Origin of the sequence: Nocardioides secundeburneus, from assembly GCF_039939255.1 — a bacterium.
Classification (GTDB): domain Bacteria; phylum Actinomycetota; class Actinomycetes; order Propionibacteriales; family Nocardioidaceae; genus Nocardioides.
Genome location: NZ_JBDUUE010000007.1, coordinates 157,176 through 171,635, shown reverse-complemented (window position 1 = coordinate 171,635; position 14,460 = coordinate 157,176). Strand labels below are relative to the sequence as shown.

Here is a 14,460-nt window from a genome sequence, read left to right as displayed (position 1 = left end):
CTCATGGCCGGCATCGACATGAGGAACATCGTCAAGAAGTACGGCGACGGCTTCCCGGCCGTCAACGACGTCAGCATCGACGTCCAGGACGGCGAGTTCATGATCCTGGTGGGCCCGTCGGGCTGCGGGAAGTCCACGCTGCTGCGGATGATCGTGGGCCTGGAGGACATCACCGACGGCGACATGATGATCGGCGACCGCCGGGTCAACGACCTCGCGCCGCGCGATCGCAACCTGGCGATGGTGTTCCAGAACTACGCGCTCTACCCGCACCTGACCGTCTACGAGAACATCGCGTTCCCGCTGCGGCTCGCCAAGGCCCCCGAGGCCGAGATCGACAAGAAGGTGCGCGAGGCGTCGAAGACTCTCGAGCTCGACGAGCACCTCGAGCGCAAGCCCGGCAACCTGTCGGGTGGCCAGCGTCAGCGCGTGGCGATGGGGCGGGCGATCGTCCGCGAGGCCGACGCGTTCTTGTTCGACGAGCCGCTGTCCAACCTCGACGCCAAGCTCCGCGGTCAGATGCGCACCGAGATCTCGCGGCTGCAGAAGCGCCTGGGCATCACCACCGTCTACGTCACCCACGACCAGACCGAGGCGATGACGCTGGGCGACCGGGTCGCCGTCCTCAAGCGGGGCGTGCTGCAGCAGCTCGCCTCGCCCCGTGAGCTCTACGAGAACCCCGGCAACCTGTTCGTGGCCGGCTTCATCGGCAGCCCGCCGATGAACTTCCTGCCGGCCACGGTCGAGGGCACCTCGGTCAAGCTGCCGTTCGGCTCGGTCGAGATCCCGGCGGCCAAGGCCGAGAAGGCGGCCGGCAAGGGCCTGCTCATCGCCGGCATCCGGCCCGAGCACTTCGAGGACGCCTCCGTCGTCGACAGGGACACCTCGGGCTCGACGTTCCGCGCGAAGGTCGACGTGGTCGAGTGGCTCGGCAACGAGGCCTACGCCTACCTGCCGTTCGAGGCGCCGCCCGAGGTGGAGGAGCAGCTGCTCCAGCTCGAGAAGGACCTCGACGGCGACTCGCTGCGCACCCAGCTCGTCGTCTCCCTCGACGGCGCCAGCAGCATCGCCGAGGGCGACGAGGCCGAGATCTGGGTCAACACCGCCAAGATCCACCTGTTCGACCCGCAGACCGGCGAGAACCTCACCGTCGACCACCAGAAGGCCGGCCGCATCCCCGGGCACGCCATGGCCGACGCCGCCGAGCAGCCCGCGGCGGCCGGCTAGCCGTCCCTCCCGACCGGCTCGACCGCACCGCGGTCGGGCCGGTCCGGCGTCTCAGTGCAGGGCGTGCGGACCCTTGCGCCCGGGCGGCAGCCCGTCCCCGCCGTCGCGCCGCTCCTTGCGCTCGACCGAGACGCCGCCCCAGAACGCGACGCCCCTGATGCGCAGCACCGGCGAGTCGGGGGCGAGGTCGGGCGCGACCGACTCGTCGTCCCACCAGCCGAAGCCGCCCATGATGCCGGTGCCCTCGACGATCACGTCGACGCCGGGACCGACGGTCACCGTCGCGCCGCCCATGAAGGCGTTGACGGTCATCACGCACTCCTGCGCTCCGAACGAGGCCTCGCGCAGGTCGAGGTCGGCGCCGCCCATGAACGCCGTGACCGTCATGCTGGCCGGCACGGTCCACGCCCCCTTGCGGTCGAAGCCGCCCATCATCGCCAGGTGGCGCGACCGCGCGACGGTGGCGCCCGGCGTCACCGACGCGCCCCGGACGACGGGCGCGGACGACGTCCTCGGGACCGGCAGGTCGGCCGTGATCGGGACCAGGTCGGCGTAGGTGCGCGCGGCATAGGTGGCCTCGAGCCGCTCCTCGAGCTCGTCGAGGTCGATGCGCCCCTCCCCCGCCGCGTCGCGCAACCGCTCGGCGACCGCGTGCCGCTCGTCGTCGGAGATGCGCAGGTCGGGAGTCGGCTCGGCGTCGCTCACCCTGGGCAGGTTACGCGGCGGGCGCGGTCCTACGATGGCCGTCGTGAGCGAAGCCGAGTTCCGTTACTCCGACCTGCTGCCCACCGGCCCCGACGACACGCCGTACCGGCTGGTCACCACCGAGGGGGTCTCGACGTTCGAGGCCGGCGGACGCACGTTCCTGCAGGTCGAGCCGGAGGCGATCCAGCGGCTCACCGCGGAGGCGATGCACGACATCAGCCACTTCCTGCGCCCGGCGCACCTCGCCCAGCTGCGCAGGATCATCGACGACCCCGAGGCCTCGGGCAACGACCGCTTCGTCGCGCTCGACCTGCTCAAGAACGTCAACATCTCCGCCGGCGGCGTCCTGCCGATGTGCCAGGACACCGGCACCGCGATCGTCATGGGCAAGAAGTCCGAGGGCGTGCTCACCGGCCTCGACGACGGCGAGGCGATCAGCCGCGGCGTCTTCGACGCCTACACGCAGCTCAACCTGCGCTACTCCCAGCTCGCCCCGCTGACGACGTACGAGGAGAAGAACACCGGCACCAACCTGCCGGCGCAGATCGAGCTGTACGCGACGCCCGACCCGGCGTCCGGCAAGCCCGAGTACAAGTTCCTCTTCATGGCCAAGGGTGGTGGGTCGGCCAACAAGTCGTTCCTGTTCCAGGAGACGAAGGCGATCCTCAACCCGAAGCGCATGCTGAGCTTCCTCGACGAGAAGATCCGCTCGCTCGGCACCGCCGCCTGCCCGCCGTACCACCTCGCCGTCGTCATCGGCGGCACCAGCGCCGAGTTCGCGCTCAAGACCGCCAAGTACGCCAGCGCCCACTACCTCGACAACCTGCCCACCGAGGGGTCGATGTCGGCGCACGGCTTCCGCGACCTCGAGCTCGAGGAGCAGGTCTTCGAGCTCACGCAGTCGTTCGGCATCGGCGCGCAGTTCGGCGGCAAGTACTTCTGCCACGACGTCCGCGTCGTCCGGCTCCCCCGCCACGGCGCCTCGTGCCCGGTGGCCATCGCCGTCTCGTGCTCGGCCGACCGGCAGGCGCTCGGCAAGATCACCTCCGAGGGCGTCTTCCTCGAGCAGCTCGAGACCGACCCCGCGCAGTACATGCCCGATGCCGGCGTCGCCGACGACATCGCCGGCGGCGAGGTGGTCGAGGTCGACCTCAACCGGCCGATGAGCGAGATCCTCGCCCAGCTCTCCAGCTACCCGGTCAAGACCCGGCTCTCGCTCACCGGCCCGCTCGTCGTGGCGCGCGACATCGCCCACGCCAAGATCCAGGAGCGCCTCGACGCCGGCGAGGAGATGCCGGACTACCTCAAGAACCACCCGGTCTACTACGCCGGCCCCGCGAAGACCCCCGAGGGCATGGCCTCGGGCTCGTTCGGCCCCACGACGGCCGGGCGCATGGACTCCTACGTCGAGTCGTTCCAGGCTGCGGGCGGCTCGATGGTCATGCTCGCCAAGGGCAACCGCTCGAAGCAGGTCACCGAGGCGTGCGGCACCCACGGCGGCTTCTACCTCGGCTCGATCGGCGGCCCGGCCGCTCGGCTCGCCCAGGACTGCATCAAGAGCCAGGAGGTCATCGAGTACCCCGAGCTCGGCATGGAAGCCGTGTGGAAGATCGAGGTCGAGGACTTCCCGGCCTTCATCGTGGTCGACGACAAGGGCAACGACTTCTTCACCGACCCGTCCGGCACGGTCACCGTGCCGATCAGCGGCATCCGGGTGCGCTCGGCCGAGTAGGCCTAGTGGGTCGGCTCGTCGGCGTGCGGGTTGGCGTTGGGGCCGACCGCGCCGAGCTCATCGGCGCTCGGCGCCTCGGGGTTGCCGGCCACGCCCTGGCTGTCGCTGATCTCGGCGTCGGCGTCGTCGGCAGGCATGGCCTGCACCTCGGACACCTGGCCCTCGCCGTCCTGCGACTGGTCCTGCGACTGGCTCTGCGACTGGCTCATGCCTCCACGGTGCGGGCTCGGACGTCGGTCCGGTCCACCCGCACGGGTCCCGGTCGGGAACCTCCGAGCGACCCGGCTCGTCCATGCTGACGTGCGCTACCGAGACCTGCCCGAGGACGGACCCGAGGTGTGGCGGTCGGTCGCCCGCGGGACGGCGGTGCTGCTGGCCGCGGCGACCGGTGTGTGCCTCGCCGTGGTCGCCGTCGGGGTGTCGACCGGCGGGCTCGACCTCGACCGGTTGCTCTTCCGCGACCGGGCCGTCGACGCAGAGATCATCGACCGCACCGACACCGGCGAGCGCTGCGGTCGCACCGGCAACGCCTCGTGGTCTCGCTACCTGGTCCGGTGGACGACGCCCGCGGGCGAGCAGGCGGAGGCCTACGTGCACTCGTGCCCGGGGTCGAGCTCCGGCGGCACGCACCCCGTCCGGGTCACCCCCGCTCAGGAGCGTGCGGCCGCCCAGGGGCTACGTCCCTCGGTGCCGAAGAGCTCGATCGTGCTCACCTACGGCTTCTACGGCGGCTCGGGCCTCGCGATCGTCGTGCTGGTCGCCTGGTTGCGGACGCGCCCCGCGACCCGGCGCGCCCGCCGGGAGGAGCGGATCAGAGCTGCGCTGCGGCACGCATCGCTGTCACACCAGCGCGCGCAGGCCGTCGACGAGCGGCGTGGTGGGCCGGCCGATCAGGCGTGAGAGCGAGCCGTCGGGGTCTCCCAGGACGCCGCGGCTGATGCCGTCCTCCATCGCCACGACGAAGCCGGCGGTGCCGGCGTCGAGGCCCACCGACTCGAGCAGCGCCCGGTGCTCGTCGGCGGAGAGCTGCCGCAGCGTGACGTCGCGGCCGACGACCTCGCCGAGCGTGGTGGCCAGGACGGCGAAGTCCCACGGCTCGTCGCCACCGAGCTCGTAGACGCGGCCCAGATGGCCGTCGGTCGTGAGCACGACGGCGGCCGCCTCCGCGTAGTCGGCGCGCGCGGCACTCGCCACCCGGCCGCTGCCGGCATTGGTGGCGAGCACCCCGGTCTCGCGGGCGGTGGCGAGGGTCTGCGCGTAGTTCTCGTGGTACCAGTTGTTGCGCAGGATCGTGGCCGGGGCGCCTGAGGCGACGATGATCTCCTCGGTCGCCTTGTGCTCGGGGGCGAGCACGAAGTCGGCGGTGTCGGCCTTCGGGGCGCTCGTGTAGACGAGCTGGCTCACGGCCGCGGCCGCGGCCGCGTCGACGACGGTGCGGTGCTGCTCGACCCGCTGACCGACCTCGCTGCCCGAGATCAGCAGCACGCGGTCGACGCCGGCGACGGCGTCCTCGACCGAGGCGGGGTCGGAGTAGTCGAGCCGGACGACGTCGACGCCCTGTGCGGCGTAGGCGTCGAGGGCGGACGGCGTCCGCGCTCCGGCGCGGACGGTGGTCGGGTCGACGCCGCGGGCGAGCAGCGAGTCGAGGACGAGGCGGCCGAGCTGGCCGGAGGCGGCGGTGACGAGGATGGTCATGTCGGCTCCAACGACCGGGTACATCCGATGCTTCCCATCAGGAGGTACCCACCTTTTGGTAAGTTGGTGGCATGACGGTGAGTCTCCAGGCCATGCGGGTGCAGAGCGACGGCATCTTCACCCGGCACTGTCCGGCTCGCACCGTGCTCGACCACGTGACCAGCAAGTGGGGCGTGCTGGTGCTGGCAGCCCTGGCCGACGGCACGCTGCGCTGGGGCGAGCTGCGCCGCGAGGTCGACGGCATCAGCGAGAAGATGCTCGCCGCGACCCTCAAGACGTTCGAGGCCGACGGTCTCGTCGTCCGCACGGCCTACCCGGAGGTGCCGCCGCGGGTCGACTACCGCCTGACGCCACTGGGCCGCGACCTGGTCGGGGCCATGTCGCCCCTGATGACCTGGGTCGCGGCCCACGCCGGCGAGATCGTCAACGGCTGAGCGAGGCCTCGCGAGCCGGGGTGTCGGCCGCGACCGCGACCGGCGTCCCGGCGATGAACCGGTCGAGCGAGAGGCGGCCGGCACCCGTGGCGGCCAGGGCGAGGCCCATGGCGCCGAGCACGAGCACGAGCTCGTAGCCGCCGTCCGAGGCGAAGAAGGCGTCGCGGTGCACGTAGTAGAACGCACCCGCCATGTTGGCCGCCCACAGGACGCCGACCAGCGGCGTCAGCGCACCGAGGACGACGAGCACGCCGCCGCCGAGCTCGATGGCGATCGCGAACGCCGCGGCGGCGTCGTGCAGCGGGATGCCCATCATCTCGAAGCCGCTGGCCGTGGCGTCGAAGCCGTTGGTCACCAGCTTCTGCCAGCCGTGGGCGATCATCACGACGCCGAGGACGAGCCGCAGGAGCAGCAGGCCCGCGTCGTGGGCGGTGGTGGTGGGATGACTTCCGAGCAGGACCTTCTTCATGGCCAGCCTCCGAGCGGGTTGGTGATCTGAGTGGGGTGCGGGGACGGTCGATCGGTTCGGCACCGGACCGAGGAGCCGGTGGTTGATCGTTCAACGAACCTAGGGGTGCTGGTTGAAAGGAAGATGAGAGTCGTGTTCGGGCTGCGTTAACGCTGCGAGGACGTCGGTGTCAGGCTGGGCTCGTGAACTACGTCGAGCTGGCGCGGGCCGAGACCGAGCGCGGCGAGCTGGTGCTGCGCGAGCGCCGTCCCGGGGGCGACGACCTCGACGACGCCGCCGGCGCCCCCACCGCGCTCGAGCTGCGCGCCAACGGGGTCTTCGTGATGGACACCGTGGAGGTCTCGACCGAGCGGGCACTGGCCGGCGCGGCGCTGGCCGTGGTCGAGGAGCCGCGTGCCGTGTGCGTCGGCGGCCTGGGCCTGGGCTTCACGATGCACGAGGTGCTCGCCGACTCCCGCGTCGAGACCTGCGCCGTCGTCGAGCTCGAGCAGGCGCTCGTCGACTGGATGCGCGACGGCACGATCGCCCACGGACCGGCGCTGCTGGCCGACGAGCGCGTGAAGGTCGTGGTGGCCGACATCGCGATCGCCGTCGCCGAGGCCCGCCCCCACACCTACGACCTCGTGCTGCTCGACGTCGACAACGGACCCGGCTACCTGGTGCACGAGACCAACGCCACCCTCTACGAGCAGCCGTTCCTCGAGCAGGTGCGCGCCATGCTGCGATCGGGCGGCGCCCTCGTGGTCTGGTCGGCCGCCGAGGCACCCGAGCTCGCCACCGCCCTCGGCGCGGTCTTCGACGACGTCGGCGCCGACGCACTCGACGTCCGGCTGAACGACCGCGACGAGCAGTACTGGCTCTACCGGGGCCGGGTCGCGGCCGGCAGCTAGCGGCGCCGCGACAGGTCGACGGGCGCCGTCGCCGGTATCGGGTCGGCCGGCTTGGTGACGACGTTCTCGTGCGCGCGCTCGCGCACCGCGATCTTGATCTGCTCGAGGTTGTTGCGCAGCAGGTCGGAGACCAGCTCGTCCATGCGCGGGTCGCTGAGCATGTCGATCAGCACGCGCATCACGGTCTCGGAGGCCTCGGAGACGATCGTGTCGTAGCCGGGCAGCCTGCTCACGATGCGGGCGTTGGGGTCGGCGCGCACCTTCTCGGCCACCAGGGCCTTGAGCTCGTCGTGGTTCTCGAGCAGCGCGTCGGAGATGTTCTTGGTGTAGTGGCCGGTCTGGATGACGGCGGCGACCTCGTCGAGGACGACGATCGTGAGTGGCCGCTTGACCAGCTCGATGAGCCGGAACGCCAGGCGGCCGGCCCGGTCGACCACCCACGGACGTCGCATGCCGACGCGGACGAACAGCGCGCCGACGAGCGCCGCGGCGATCGAGCCGCCGATCACCAGGCCCGCCACCAGCAGCAGCACCTGCAGGGTGCTGAGGTCCTCCAGCCACTGGCCCATGGGCCCAGCCTAGGAGTCGTCCGCGCGTCAGCCGAACAGGGACCGGTAGTGGTCGCCGCGCTCGAGGTAGGGCTCGAAGACCACCGCGGCGGGATCGCCACCGTCGAGGCACGCCGTCAAACGGTCGAGGTAGTAGTCCCACCCCGGGCCGACGCTGGCGACCATGTCGGCGCCGACCTGCCCCTCGGGCACGACCTGGGTGAACGTGAGCGTCGTGACGCCGTCGGCCTCGACGAGCTCGAGCGTGTGCTGCCACTGCACCAACGGGCCCGAGCCGTCGGGACTGAACGGGTGGCCGTCGCGGCTGCGGACGACGAAGCGGCGCGGCGGCTCGCAGGTCTCGACGAGGTAGACCTCGTCGGGGACGTCGTCGCCCTCGGCCGTCATGCGGAAGACCACCTGGCCGGTGGCCGGGTCGCCGCTCCAGGTGCCGATCCAGCGCTCCATGCGCTCGGGGTCGGTGCAGGCCGCCCAGACGTCGTCGATGGGGGCCCGGTAGGTCCGGGTGAGGACCAGGTCGTGGCCGGCGCGGGTGCCGAGGTTCATGCGGTGTCCTCCTGGGACTCGGTGGTGGGGGTCGTACGTCGGTCGGGGGCGGTGCGCCGGACCTCGAGGTCGAGCCCGTCGAGGTCGGCCGCGCCGAACCGTGGGGCGGGCGCCGGCCGGAGCTCGTCGAGCAGTGCCTGCACGGGCAGCAGGCCGGCGGGGACGAGGGCGTAGTGGCGTTCGCGTCCCCGCTCCTCGGCGGTCGCGAGGCCGGCCTCGACGAGCAGCCGCAGGTGCTTGCTGACGGCCGGGCGGCTGATGGGGCGCGCCGCCGCCAGGTCGACGACGCGGGCCGGGCCATCGCTGAGCGCGCGCAGCAGGTCGCGACGCACGGGGTCGGCGAGGGCGGAGAAGGGGTCCACCGGCAATAGGTAACCCGATGGCTACCATTTGGTCAAGGTCCGGCCGTTAGGTTGGAGGCGTGAAGACACGGACCGAGCACGACTCCATGGGTGAGGTGGAGGTGCCGGCCGACGCGTTGTGGCGGGCCCAGACCCAGCGCGCCGTCGAGAACTTCCCGATCAGCGGGACCCCGATCGAGCCGGCGCTGGTGCACGCGCTGGGACACGTGAAGGCGGCGGCCGCCGTCGTCAACGGCGAGCTCGGCGTGCTCGACGACGGGCTCGCCGACGGTGTCGCAGCCGCGGCGCGGGAGGTCGCGGCCGGCGACCACGACGACGCCTTCCCGATCGACGTCTTCCAGACCGGATCCGGCACGAGCAGCAACATGAACGCCAACGAGGTGATCGCCTCGCTGGCCGCCCGGGCCGGTGTCGAGGCGCACCCCAACGACCACGTCAACGCCAGCCAGTCGAGCAACGACACCTTCCCGACGGCGATCCACGTCGCCGTCACCCTCGCCGTGGTGGGCGACCTCGTGCCGGCCCTCACCACCCTGCGCGACTCGCTGGCGACCAAGGCCGAGGAGTTCGGCGGGCTCGTGAAGTCCGGTCGCACGCACCTGATGGACGCCACCCCGGTCATGCTCGGCCAGGAGTTCTCCGGCTACGCCGCCACGCTGGACTACGCCGTCGAGCGGCTCGAGGCGGTGCTGCCGCGCGTGCGCGAGCTCCCGCTGGGCGGCACCGCGGTGGGCACCGGCATCAACACCCCGCCCGGCTTCGCAGCAAGGGTCATCGAGGTGCTCGGCGAGGCCACGGGCGAGCCGTTCACCGAGGCCCGCAACCACTTCGAGGCGCAGGGGACCCGCGACTCGCTCGTCGAGCTCAGCGGCGTGCTGCGCACGATCGCCGTCGGCCTGACGAAGATCTGCAACGACCTGCGCTGGATGTCGTCGGGCCCCACCACCGGGCTCGCCGAGATCCACCTGCCCGACCTGCAGCCGGGCTCGAGCATCATGCCCGGCAAGGTCAACCCGGTGCTGCCGGAGGCCACGCTCATGGTCTGCTTCCAGGTCGTCGGCAACGACGCGGCGGTCACCGCCGCCGGGGCGTCGGGCTCGTTCGAGCTCAACGTGGCCATGCCGGTCATGGCCCGCAACGTGCTCGAGTCGGTGCGGCTGCTGTCGACGTCGACGACGCTGCTGGCCGACCGTTGCGTCGACGGCATCACCGCCGACGCCGAACGCATGCGCCGCTACGCCGAGTCGTCGCCGTCCGTCGTCACGCCGCTGAACAAGCACCTCGGCTACGAGGCGGCGGCGGCGATCGCGAAGCAGGCGCTGGCCGAGGGAAGCACGATCCGCGAGACGGTGCTCGCCCTCGGCTACGTCGAGCGCGGCGAGCTGAGCGAGGCCGACCTCGACGCCGCGCTCGACGTCGAGCGGATGACGAGGCCGTGAGCGTGGCCGAGCCCGTGACCCGACCCGAGCTGTCCGACGAGTACTTCACCGAGGAGCGCCTGGCGATCCGCCAGGCCGTCTGGCACCCCACCGCCGACGGCCGCGAGCCGTCGACCGAGGCGCTCTTCGCGCTGGTCGACACACGGCCCGACGCCGTGCTGGAGATCGGCTGCGGCACCGGGGCGTTCGCGGCGCGCGTGGCCGCCGCGCTCCCCCGCGCCGACGTGGTCGCCGTCGACGCCTCGGCGCGGATGGTCGAGCTGGCGGCGAGCCGCGGGGTCGCGGCCCGCGTCGCCGACGCCCACGACCTCCCGTTCGCCGACGACTCCTTCGACGCCGTCGCCGCGCTGTGGATGCTGTACCACGTGCGCGACCTGCACCGCGGGCTGGCCGAGGTCCGCCGCGTGCTGCGCCCGGGCGGCACGTTCGTCGCCGTCACCAACGGCATCGAGCACATCGCCGACCTGCGCCGCGAGGCCGGCGGCGACGTCGTCGCCACCCACTTCTCCAGCGAGAACGGCGACGCGGCGCTGCGCCGTCACTTCGACGACGTCACCCGCGACGACCTCCACACCCGCGCGATCCTGCACGACCGCGCCTCGGCCCTGGCCTATCTGCACTCCTCCGAGGAGGACCTCGACTGGTCACCGCCCGACGACGGCTGGCCGCGCGAGTACGCCGGCCACGTCACGGTGTTCGTGGCCCGCTGACCTCGCGTCGTCAGGCGCCTGGGCAACACACACGGGCTCGCGTGTACGACGACGACCTGGGGACCGGTCTCAGGCACACGACCCTGCACCCGAAAGTTCACGAGACCTGGCGGCGCGACACGCTCGCGCGGCCGAGCACACACGTCGGCGCGGGCCGGCCGGATGCGCGGGCCCGCCGCAGCCCGAGCCGACCACAGCCCAGCCGGATCACCCAGGCGGACCCGAGCGCGGCAGCCTGGCGCGTCGCCGCCCTACCGACACGGGCACAGACCGACCTCGCGGCGCGACACGCTCGCGCCATTGGAACTAGTACCAGCCGACGCTCTCGGAGTGGCCCCAGGCGCTGCAGGGGCTGCCGTAGCGGTCGCGGATGTAGCCGAGGCCCCAGCGGATCTGGGTGACCGGGTTGGTCGCCCAGTCGGCGCCGGCGGACGACATCTTCGAGCCCGGCAGGGCCTGCGGGATGCCGTAGGCGGACGACGAGGGGTTGTCGGCGTAGGGGTTCCAGCCGGACTCGCGCATGTAGAGCGAGTCGAGGCAGCCGAACTGGTCGCTGCTGAAGCCGAACTCGGACAACAGCGCCCGGGCGATGTCGCGGGGGTCGGCGTCGGAGAGGTCCTGCGCGCCGGACTCGACGACGGCCGCGGACTCGGCCGACAGGGCGGCCTCCTTGGCCGGGTCGGCCGGCTCGCGGCGATCGGCCGAGCGGGACAGCTCGGGGGCGCGCTCGATGACCTCGGCGCTGGTCAGCTCGGCGTCGGCCGGCCGACGGATCGGCACGTCGTCGGCGGCGGCGACCTCGCCGACCGGGTTGACGGTGTCGACCGCCTGGGCGGAGGAGCCCGCCGAGCCGGTGAGCATGCCGCCACCGATGGTGGCGCCGGTGCTCACGACGGCGACGGAGCCGAGGAGGACGGTGGTGCCGACGACCTTGCGCGGGGCGACGGTGACGGCGTCGGGCACGGCAGGACGCTTGGGGGCGCCGCGGTGCTTCGGGACGTGCTTCACGTGCTTGGACAAGATTTCAGTACCCAGGTGCTGGACGACAGTCGGTCTCGGCGATCGGCTGGGCCCGCAAGGGGACCGCGGAAGATCTCGCTCCACCATGCCCGGTGGTTGAAAGTCGTGCAAACCGAACCGCGCGATCCGGTGGACGAATGTGGGCGATCTCGGGGCGGGCGCGCCTCGTCAGTCACACGAGACACACCCGCCACGCGGGACCCGGCGGAACCCGGCTCAGGTCACACCGTCGCGTTCTCCAGCATCTCGGTGACCAGCGCCGCGATGGGCGAGCGCTCGGACCGGGTCAGGGTCACGTGCGCGAACAGCGGGTGCCCCTTGAGCTTCTCGATCACGGCGACGACGCCGTCGTGCCGCCCGACCCGCAGGTTGTCGCGCTGGGCGACGTCATGGGTCAGCACGACCTTCGAGTTGGCGCCGATGCGCGAGAGCACGGTGAGCAGCACGTTGCGCTCGAGCGACTGGGCCTCGTCGACGATGACGAACGCGTCGTGCAGCGAGCGACCGCGGATGTGGGTGAGCGGCAGCACCTCGAGCATGCCGCGCGCGAGGATCTCGTCGATGACGTCGGCGGAGGTGATGGCGCCGAGGGTGTCGAAGACCGCCTGGCCCCACGGCGACATCTTCTCCGACTCCGAGCCCGGCAGGTAGCCGAGCTCCTGCCCGCCCACCGCGAACAGCGGGCGGAACACCACGACCTTCTTGTGCTGGCCGCGCTCGAGCACCGCCTCCAGGCCCGCGCACAGCGCGAGCGCCGACTTGCCGGTGCCGGCCCGGCCGCCGAGCGAGACGATGCCGACCTCGGGGTCGAGCAGCATCTCGAGCGCGACCCGCTGCTCGGCGCTGCGGCCGTGGATGCCGAACGCCTCGCGGTCGCCACGCACCAGGTGGACCTGCTTGTCGGGCCCGACCCGGCCGAGCGCCGTCCCGCGGTCGGAGAGCAGCACCAGGCCCTGGTGGCAGGGGAAGTCGCGCGCCGACTCGAGGTCGACGGTGCCGTCGTCGTACAGCTCGTCGAGGACGGCGGCCTCGACGTCGAGCTCGGCCATACCGGAGAAGCCGGTGTCGGAGTCGTTGATGGTCTCGCCGCGGTACTCCTGGGCGTCGAGGCCGACCGCGGAGGCCTTGATCCGCATCGGCAGGTCCTTGGAGACCAGCGTGACGTCGCGGCCCTCGTCGGCGAGGTTGCGGGCGACGGCGAGGATGCGGGTGTCGTTGTCGCCGAGGCGGAAGCCGGAGGGCAGCGCCGTCGGGTCGGTGTGGTTGAGCTCGACGCGGATCGTGCCGCCGTGGTCGCCCACCGGCACCGGCTCGTCGAGGCGTCCGTGGGTGACGCGCAGGTCGTCGAGCATGCGCAGCGCCGAGCGGGCGAAGTAGCCCAGCTCGGGGTGATGACGCTTGGCCTCGAGCTCGGTGATCACCACGACGGGCAGCACGACCTCGTGCTCCTCGAAGCGCCGCATCGCCGCCGGGTCGGCGAGCAGCACGCTGGTGTCGAGCACGTAGGTGCGGTTCTGGGTGTCAGCCACGGTCGTCCCCTGTTCGTGACCGCGCGCGCACATCCGCCCGGTCCTCACTCAGCGATGGACCGGAGAGGTGCCCGAACACCGATGTGCCGGCGTCCTCCCACCACGCGGCCGGCAGTGCTGCCGGTCGTGGTGCAAAGGTCGTGATCGCTCACGCTCGGGCCTCCCGATGGCGACGAGCTTCCCCACTCGTCACTGGCTACGACGCTACGACTCCGCGCCGCGGATCCGTGGCGACACGCCCGAACGCGCGATGACGGGCGGGTTAACTCCCGTATCTCCGTTCGCGCTGGGCGTAGGCCCGGATGGCGCGCAGGAAGTCGACGCGGCGGAAGTCGGGCCAGTAGGCCTCGCAGAAGTAGAACTCCGACTTCGCGCTCTGCCAGAGCAGGAACCCGCCGAGGCGCTGCTCGCCCGACGTGCGGATGACGAGGTCGGGGTCGGGCTGGCCCTTGGTGTACAGGTGGTCGGCGATGTGCTCGACGTCGATGATCTCGGCGAGCTGCTCGAGCGTGGTGCCGCGGGCGGCGTGCTCGTGCAGCAACGAGCGGACCGCGTCGGCGATCTCGCGGCGTCCGCCGTAGGGGACGGCGACGTTGACGAGCATGCCGTCGACGTCGGCGGTGGCCTCGGCGGCCGCCTTGAGCCGGCGGGCGACGTCGTCGGGCAGCAGGTCGAGGGCCCCGACCGGGTGCAGGCGCCACCGCCGCTGGTCGGCCAGCGAGTCGACGGCGTCGGCGATGATCGTGAGCAGCGGCTCGAGCTCGGGGGCCGGGCGGTTGAGGTTGTCGGTGCTGAGGAGCCAGAGGGTGACCACCTCGATGCCGACCTCGTCGCACCACCCGAGCAGCGGCTCGATGTTGGCCGCGCCGGCGCGGTGACCGTGCGAGGTGTCCTGCCCGACCGCCCTGGCCCAGCGCCGGTTGCCGTCGAGCATGACGCCGACGTGCTTGGGCAGGCTGCTCGGCATGCGGCGCAGCATCCGGGCCTCGTAGGCCGGGTAGAGCACCTGCCGGATTCCCCGCTTCCAGTCGGCCACCTCCCGATGGTAGGACACCGGAAGAGGTTCGGTCGGCACCTGAGACCGGCCGCCCCCGTCTCGTTCCGAGACTCCCCGAGACCCGAGAAGAGCGACA

General features: G+C 72.0%; 17 protein-coding genes. 7 read left to right on the top strand and 10 right to left on the bottom strand.

Annotation, left to right across the window (positions count from 1 at the left end; genetic code table 11):
- Nucleotides 1-3: 3 nt before the first annotated feature.
- Nucleotides 4-1,227 (top strand): ABC transporter ATP-binding protein, encoded by a 1,224-nt coding sequence (locus ABFT23_RS19515; RefSeq protein WP_347898225.1) that lies wholly within the window; start codon nucleotides 4-6, stop codon nucleotides 1,225-1,227.
- Between the two features lie 51 nt (nucleotides 1,228-1,278).
- Here ABFT23_RS19515 and ABFT23_RS19510 read toward each other — a convergent pair whose 3' ends face one another.
- Complete coding sequence (locus ABFT23_RS19510; protein ID WP_347898223.1) at nucleotides 1,279-1,932, bottom strand: DUF1707 SHOCT-like domain-containing protein; 654 nt, start codon at nucleotides 1,930-1,932, stop codon at nucleotides 1,279-1,281.
- Nucleotides 1,933-1,966: 34 nt separating this feature from the next.
- Between ABFT23_RS19510 and ABFT23_RS19505 the strand changes: the two genes are divergently transcribed.
- Nucleotides 1,967-3,664 carry a fumarate hydratase gene (locus tag ABFT23_RS19505; protein ID WP_347898221.1) on the top strand — a complete coding sequence of 566 codons (1,698 nt, stop codon included), beginning with the start codon at nucleotides 1,967-1,969 and terminating at the stop codon, nucleotides 3,662-3,664.
- A 2-nt stretch (nucleotides 3,665-3,666) separates the two neighbouring features.
- On the opposite strand, the gene ABFT23_RS19500 is transcribed toward ABFT23_RS19505, so the two are convergent.
- The gene (locus tag ABFT23_RS19500; protein WP_347898219.1) at nucleotides 3,667-3,873 is read right to left on the bottom strand and encodes a hypothetical protein; all 207 of its coding nucleotides are present in this window, start codon (nucleotides 3,871-3,873) and stop codon (nucleotides 3,667-3,669) included.
- 91 nt (nucleotides 3,874-3,964) lie between these two features.
- On the opposite strand from ABFT23_RS19500, the gene ABFT23_RS19495 reads away from it, so the two are divergent.
- Nucleotides 3,965-4,564, top strand: a complete 600-nt coding sequence (locus ABFT23_RS19495; RefSeq protein ID WP_347898217.1) for a hypothetical protein — start codon at nucleotides 3,965-3,967, stop codon at nucleotides 4,562-4,564.
- On the opposite strand, the gene ABFT23_RS19490 is transcribed toward ABFT23_RS19495, so the two are convergent.
- A complete protein-coding gene (locus ABFT23_RS19490) occupies nucleotides 4,505-5,359 on the bottom strand; it encodes an NAD(P)H-binding protein (protein ID WP_347898216.1) in 855 nt (284 codons plus the stop codon). The genes ABFT23_RS19495 and ABFT23_RS19490 overlap by 60 nt on opposite strands.
- A gap of 71 nt (nucleotides 5,360-5,430) precedes the next feature.
- Between ABFT23_RS19490 and ABFT23_RS19485 the strand changes: the two genes are divergently transcribed.
- The gene (locus ABFT23_RS19485) at nucleotides 5,431-5,793 is read left to right on the top strand and encodes a winged helix-turn-helix transcriptional regulator (protein WP_347898214.1); all 363 of its coding nucleotides are present in this window, start codon (nucleotides 5,431-5,433) and stop codon (nucleotides 5,791-5,793) included.
- Here the strand turns inward: ABFT23_RS19485 and ABFT23_RS19480 are convergent.
- Nucleotides 5,783-6,262, bottom strand: coding sequence for a DoxX family protein (locus ABFT23_RS19480; RefSeq protein WP_347898213.1), 480 nt, complete (start codon nucleotides 6,260-6,262; stop codon nucleotides 5,783-5,785). The two genes, ABFT23_RS19485 and ABFT23_RS19480, sit on opposite strands and share 11 nt — an antisense overlap.
- Nucleotides 6,263-6,444: 182 nt before the next feature.
- Here ABFT23_RS19480 and ABFT23_RS19475 point away from each other — a divergent pair, with 182 nt between their 5' ends.
- Entirely contained in the window at nucleotides 6,445-7,152 is a 708-nt protein-coding gene (locus tag ABFT23_RS19475) for a spermidine synthase (RefSeq protein ID WP_347898212.1), read from the top strand.
- Here ABFT23_RS19475 and ABFT23_RS19470 read toward each other — a convergent pair.
- From ABFT23_RS19470 to ABFT23_RS19460, 3 genes are read right to left on the bottom strand one after another with little or no spacing between them, the layout of a single operon-like run.
- A complete protein-coding gene (locus tag ABFT23_RS19470) occupies nucleotides 7,149-7,721 on the bottom strand; it encodes a hypothetical protein (RefSeq protein ID WP_347898211.1) in 573 nt (190 codons plus the stop codon). The genes ABFT23_RS19475 and ABFT23_RS19470 overlap by 4 nt on opposite strands.
- Nucleotides 7,722-7,748: 27 nt before the next feature.
- Entirely contained in the window at nucleotides 7,749-8,267 is a 519-nt protein-coding gene (locus ABFT23_RS19465) for an SRPBCC domain-containing protein (RefSeq protein WP_347898210.1), read from the bottom strand.
- Nucleotides 8,264-8,629, bottom strand: coding sequence for an ArsR/SmtB family transcription factor (locus ABFT23_RS19460; RefSeq protein ID WP_347898209.1), 366 nt, complete (start codon nucleotides 8,627-8,629; stop codon nucleotides 8,264-8,266). Before ABFT23_RS19460 ends, ABFT23_RS19465 begins: the two co-directional genes overlap by 4 nt.
- A 59-nt stretch (nucleotides 8,630-8,688) precedes the next feature.
- Between ABFT23_RS19460 and ABFT23_RS19455 the strand changes: the two genes are divergently transcribed.
- The gene (locus tag ABFT23_RS19455; RefSeq protein WP_347898208.1) at nucleotides 8,689-10,068 is read left to right on the top strand and encodes a class II fumarate hydratase; all 1,380 of its coding nucleotides are present in this window, start codon (nucleotides 8,689-8,691) and stop codon (nucleotides 10,066-10,068) included.
- Between the two features lie 2 nt (nucleotides 10,069-10,070).
- Nucleotides 10,071-10,778 (top strand): class I SAM-dependent methyltransferase, encoded by a 708-nt coding sequence (locus tag ABFT23_RS19450; protein WP_347898207.1) that lies wholly within the window; start codon nucleotides 10,071-10,073, stop codon nucleotides 10,776-10,778.
- Between the two features lie 306 nt (nucleotides 10,779-11,084).
- Here the strand turns inward: ABFT23_RS19450 and ABFT23_RS19445 are convergent, their stop codons facing one another.
- The 3 genes from ABFT23_RS19445 to ABFT23_RS19435 form a co-directional block, all read right to left on the bottom strand.
- Nucleotides 11,085-11,786, bottom strand: coding sequence for an aggregation-promoting factor C-terminal-like domain-containing protein (locus tag ABFT23_RS19445; RefSeq protein ID WP_347898206.1), 702 nt, complete (start codon nucleotides 11,784-11,786; stop codon nucleotides 11,085-11,087).
- 233 nt (nucleotides 11,787-12,019) lie between these two features.
- Entirely contained in the window at nucleotides 12,020-13,327 is a 1,308-nt protein-coding gene (locus ABFT23_RS19440) for a PhoH family protein (protein ID WP_457623762.1), read from the bottom strand.
- A gap of 262 nt (nucleotides 13,328-13,589) precedes the next feature.
- Nucleotides 13,590-14,363 (bottom strand): isoprenyl transferase, encoded by a 774-nt coding sequence (locus tag ABFT23_RS19435; RefSeq protein WP_347898204.1) that lies wholly within the window; start codon nucleotides 14,361-14,363, stop codon nucleotides 13,590-13,592.
- Nucleotides 14,364-14,460: the final 97 nt, after the last annotated feature.

Bases quoted from the DNA above. Each gene is read 5' to 3' on its own strand.
- ABFT23_RS19515 (WP_347898225.1), top strand. From the start codon at position 4: ATGGCCGGCATCGACATGAGGAACATCGTCAAGAAGTACGGCGACGGC.
- ABFT23_RS19505 (WP_347898221.1), top strand. From the start codon at position 1,967: ATGGCCGTCGTGAGCGAAGCCGAGTTCCGTTACTCCGACCTGCTGCCC.
- ABFT23_RS19500 (WP_347898219.1), bottom strand. From the start codon at position 3,873: ATGAGCCAGTCGCAGAGCCAGTCGCAGGACCAGTCGCAGGACGGCGAG.
- ABFT23_RS19490 (WP_347898216.1), bottom strand. From the start codon at position 5,359: ATGACCATCCTCGTCACCGCCGCCTCCGGCCAGCTCGGCCGCCTCGTC.
- ABFT23_RS19485 (WP_347898214.1), top strand. From the start codon at position 5,431: ATGACGGTGAGTCTCCAGGCCATGCGGGTGCAGAGCGACGGCATCTTC.
- ABFT23_RS19480 (WP_347898213.1), bottom strand. From the start codon at position 6,262: ATGAAGAAGGTCCTGCTCGGAAGTCATCCCACCACCACCGCCCACGAC.
- ABFT23_RS19470 (WP_347898211.1), bottom strand. From the start codon at position 7,721: ATGGGCCAGTGGCTGGAGGACCTCAGCACCCTGCAGGTGCTGCTGCTG.
- ABFT23_RS19465 (WP_347898210.1), bottom strand. From the start codon at position 8,267: ATGAACCTCGGCACCCGCGCCGGCCACGACCTGGTCCTCACCCGGACC.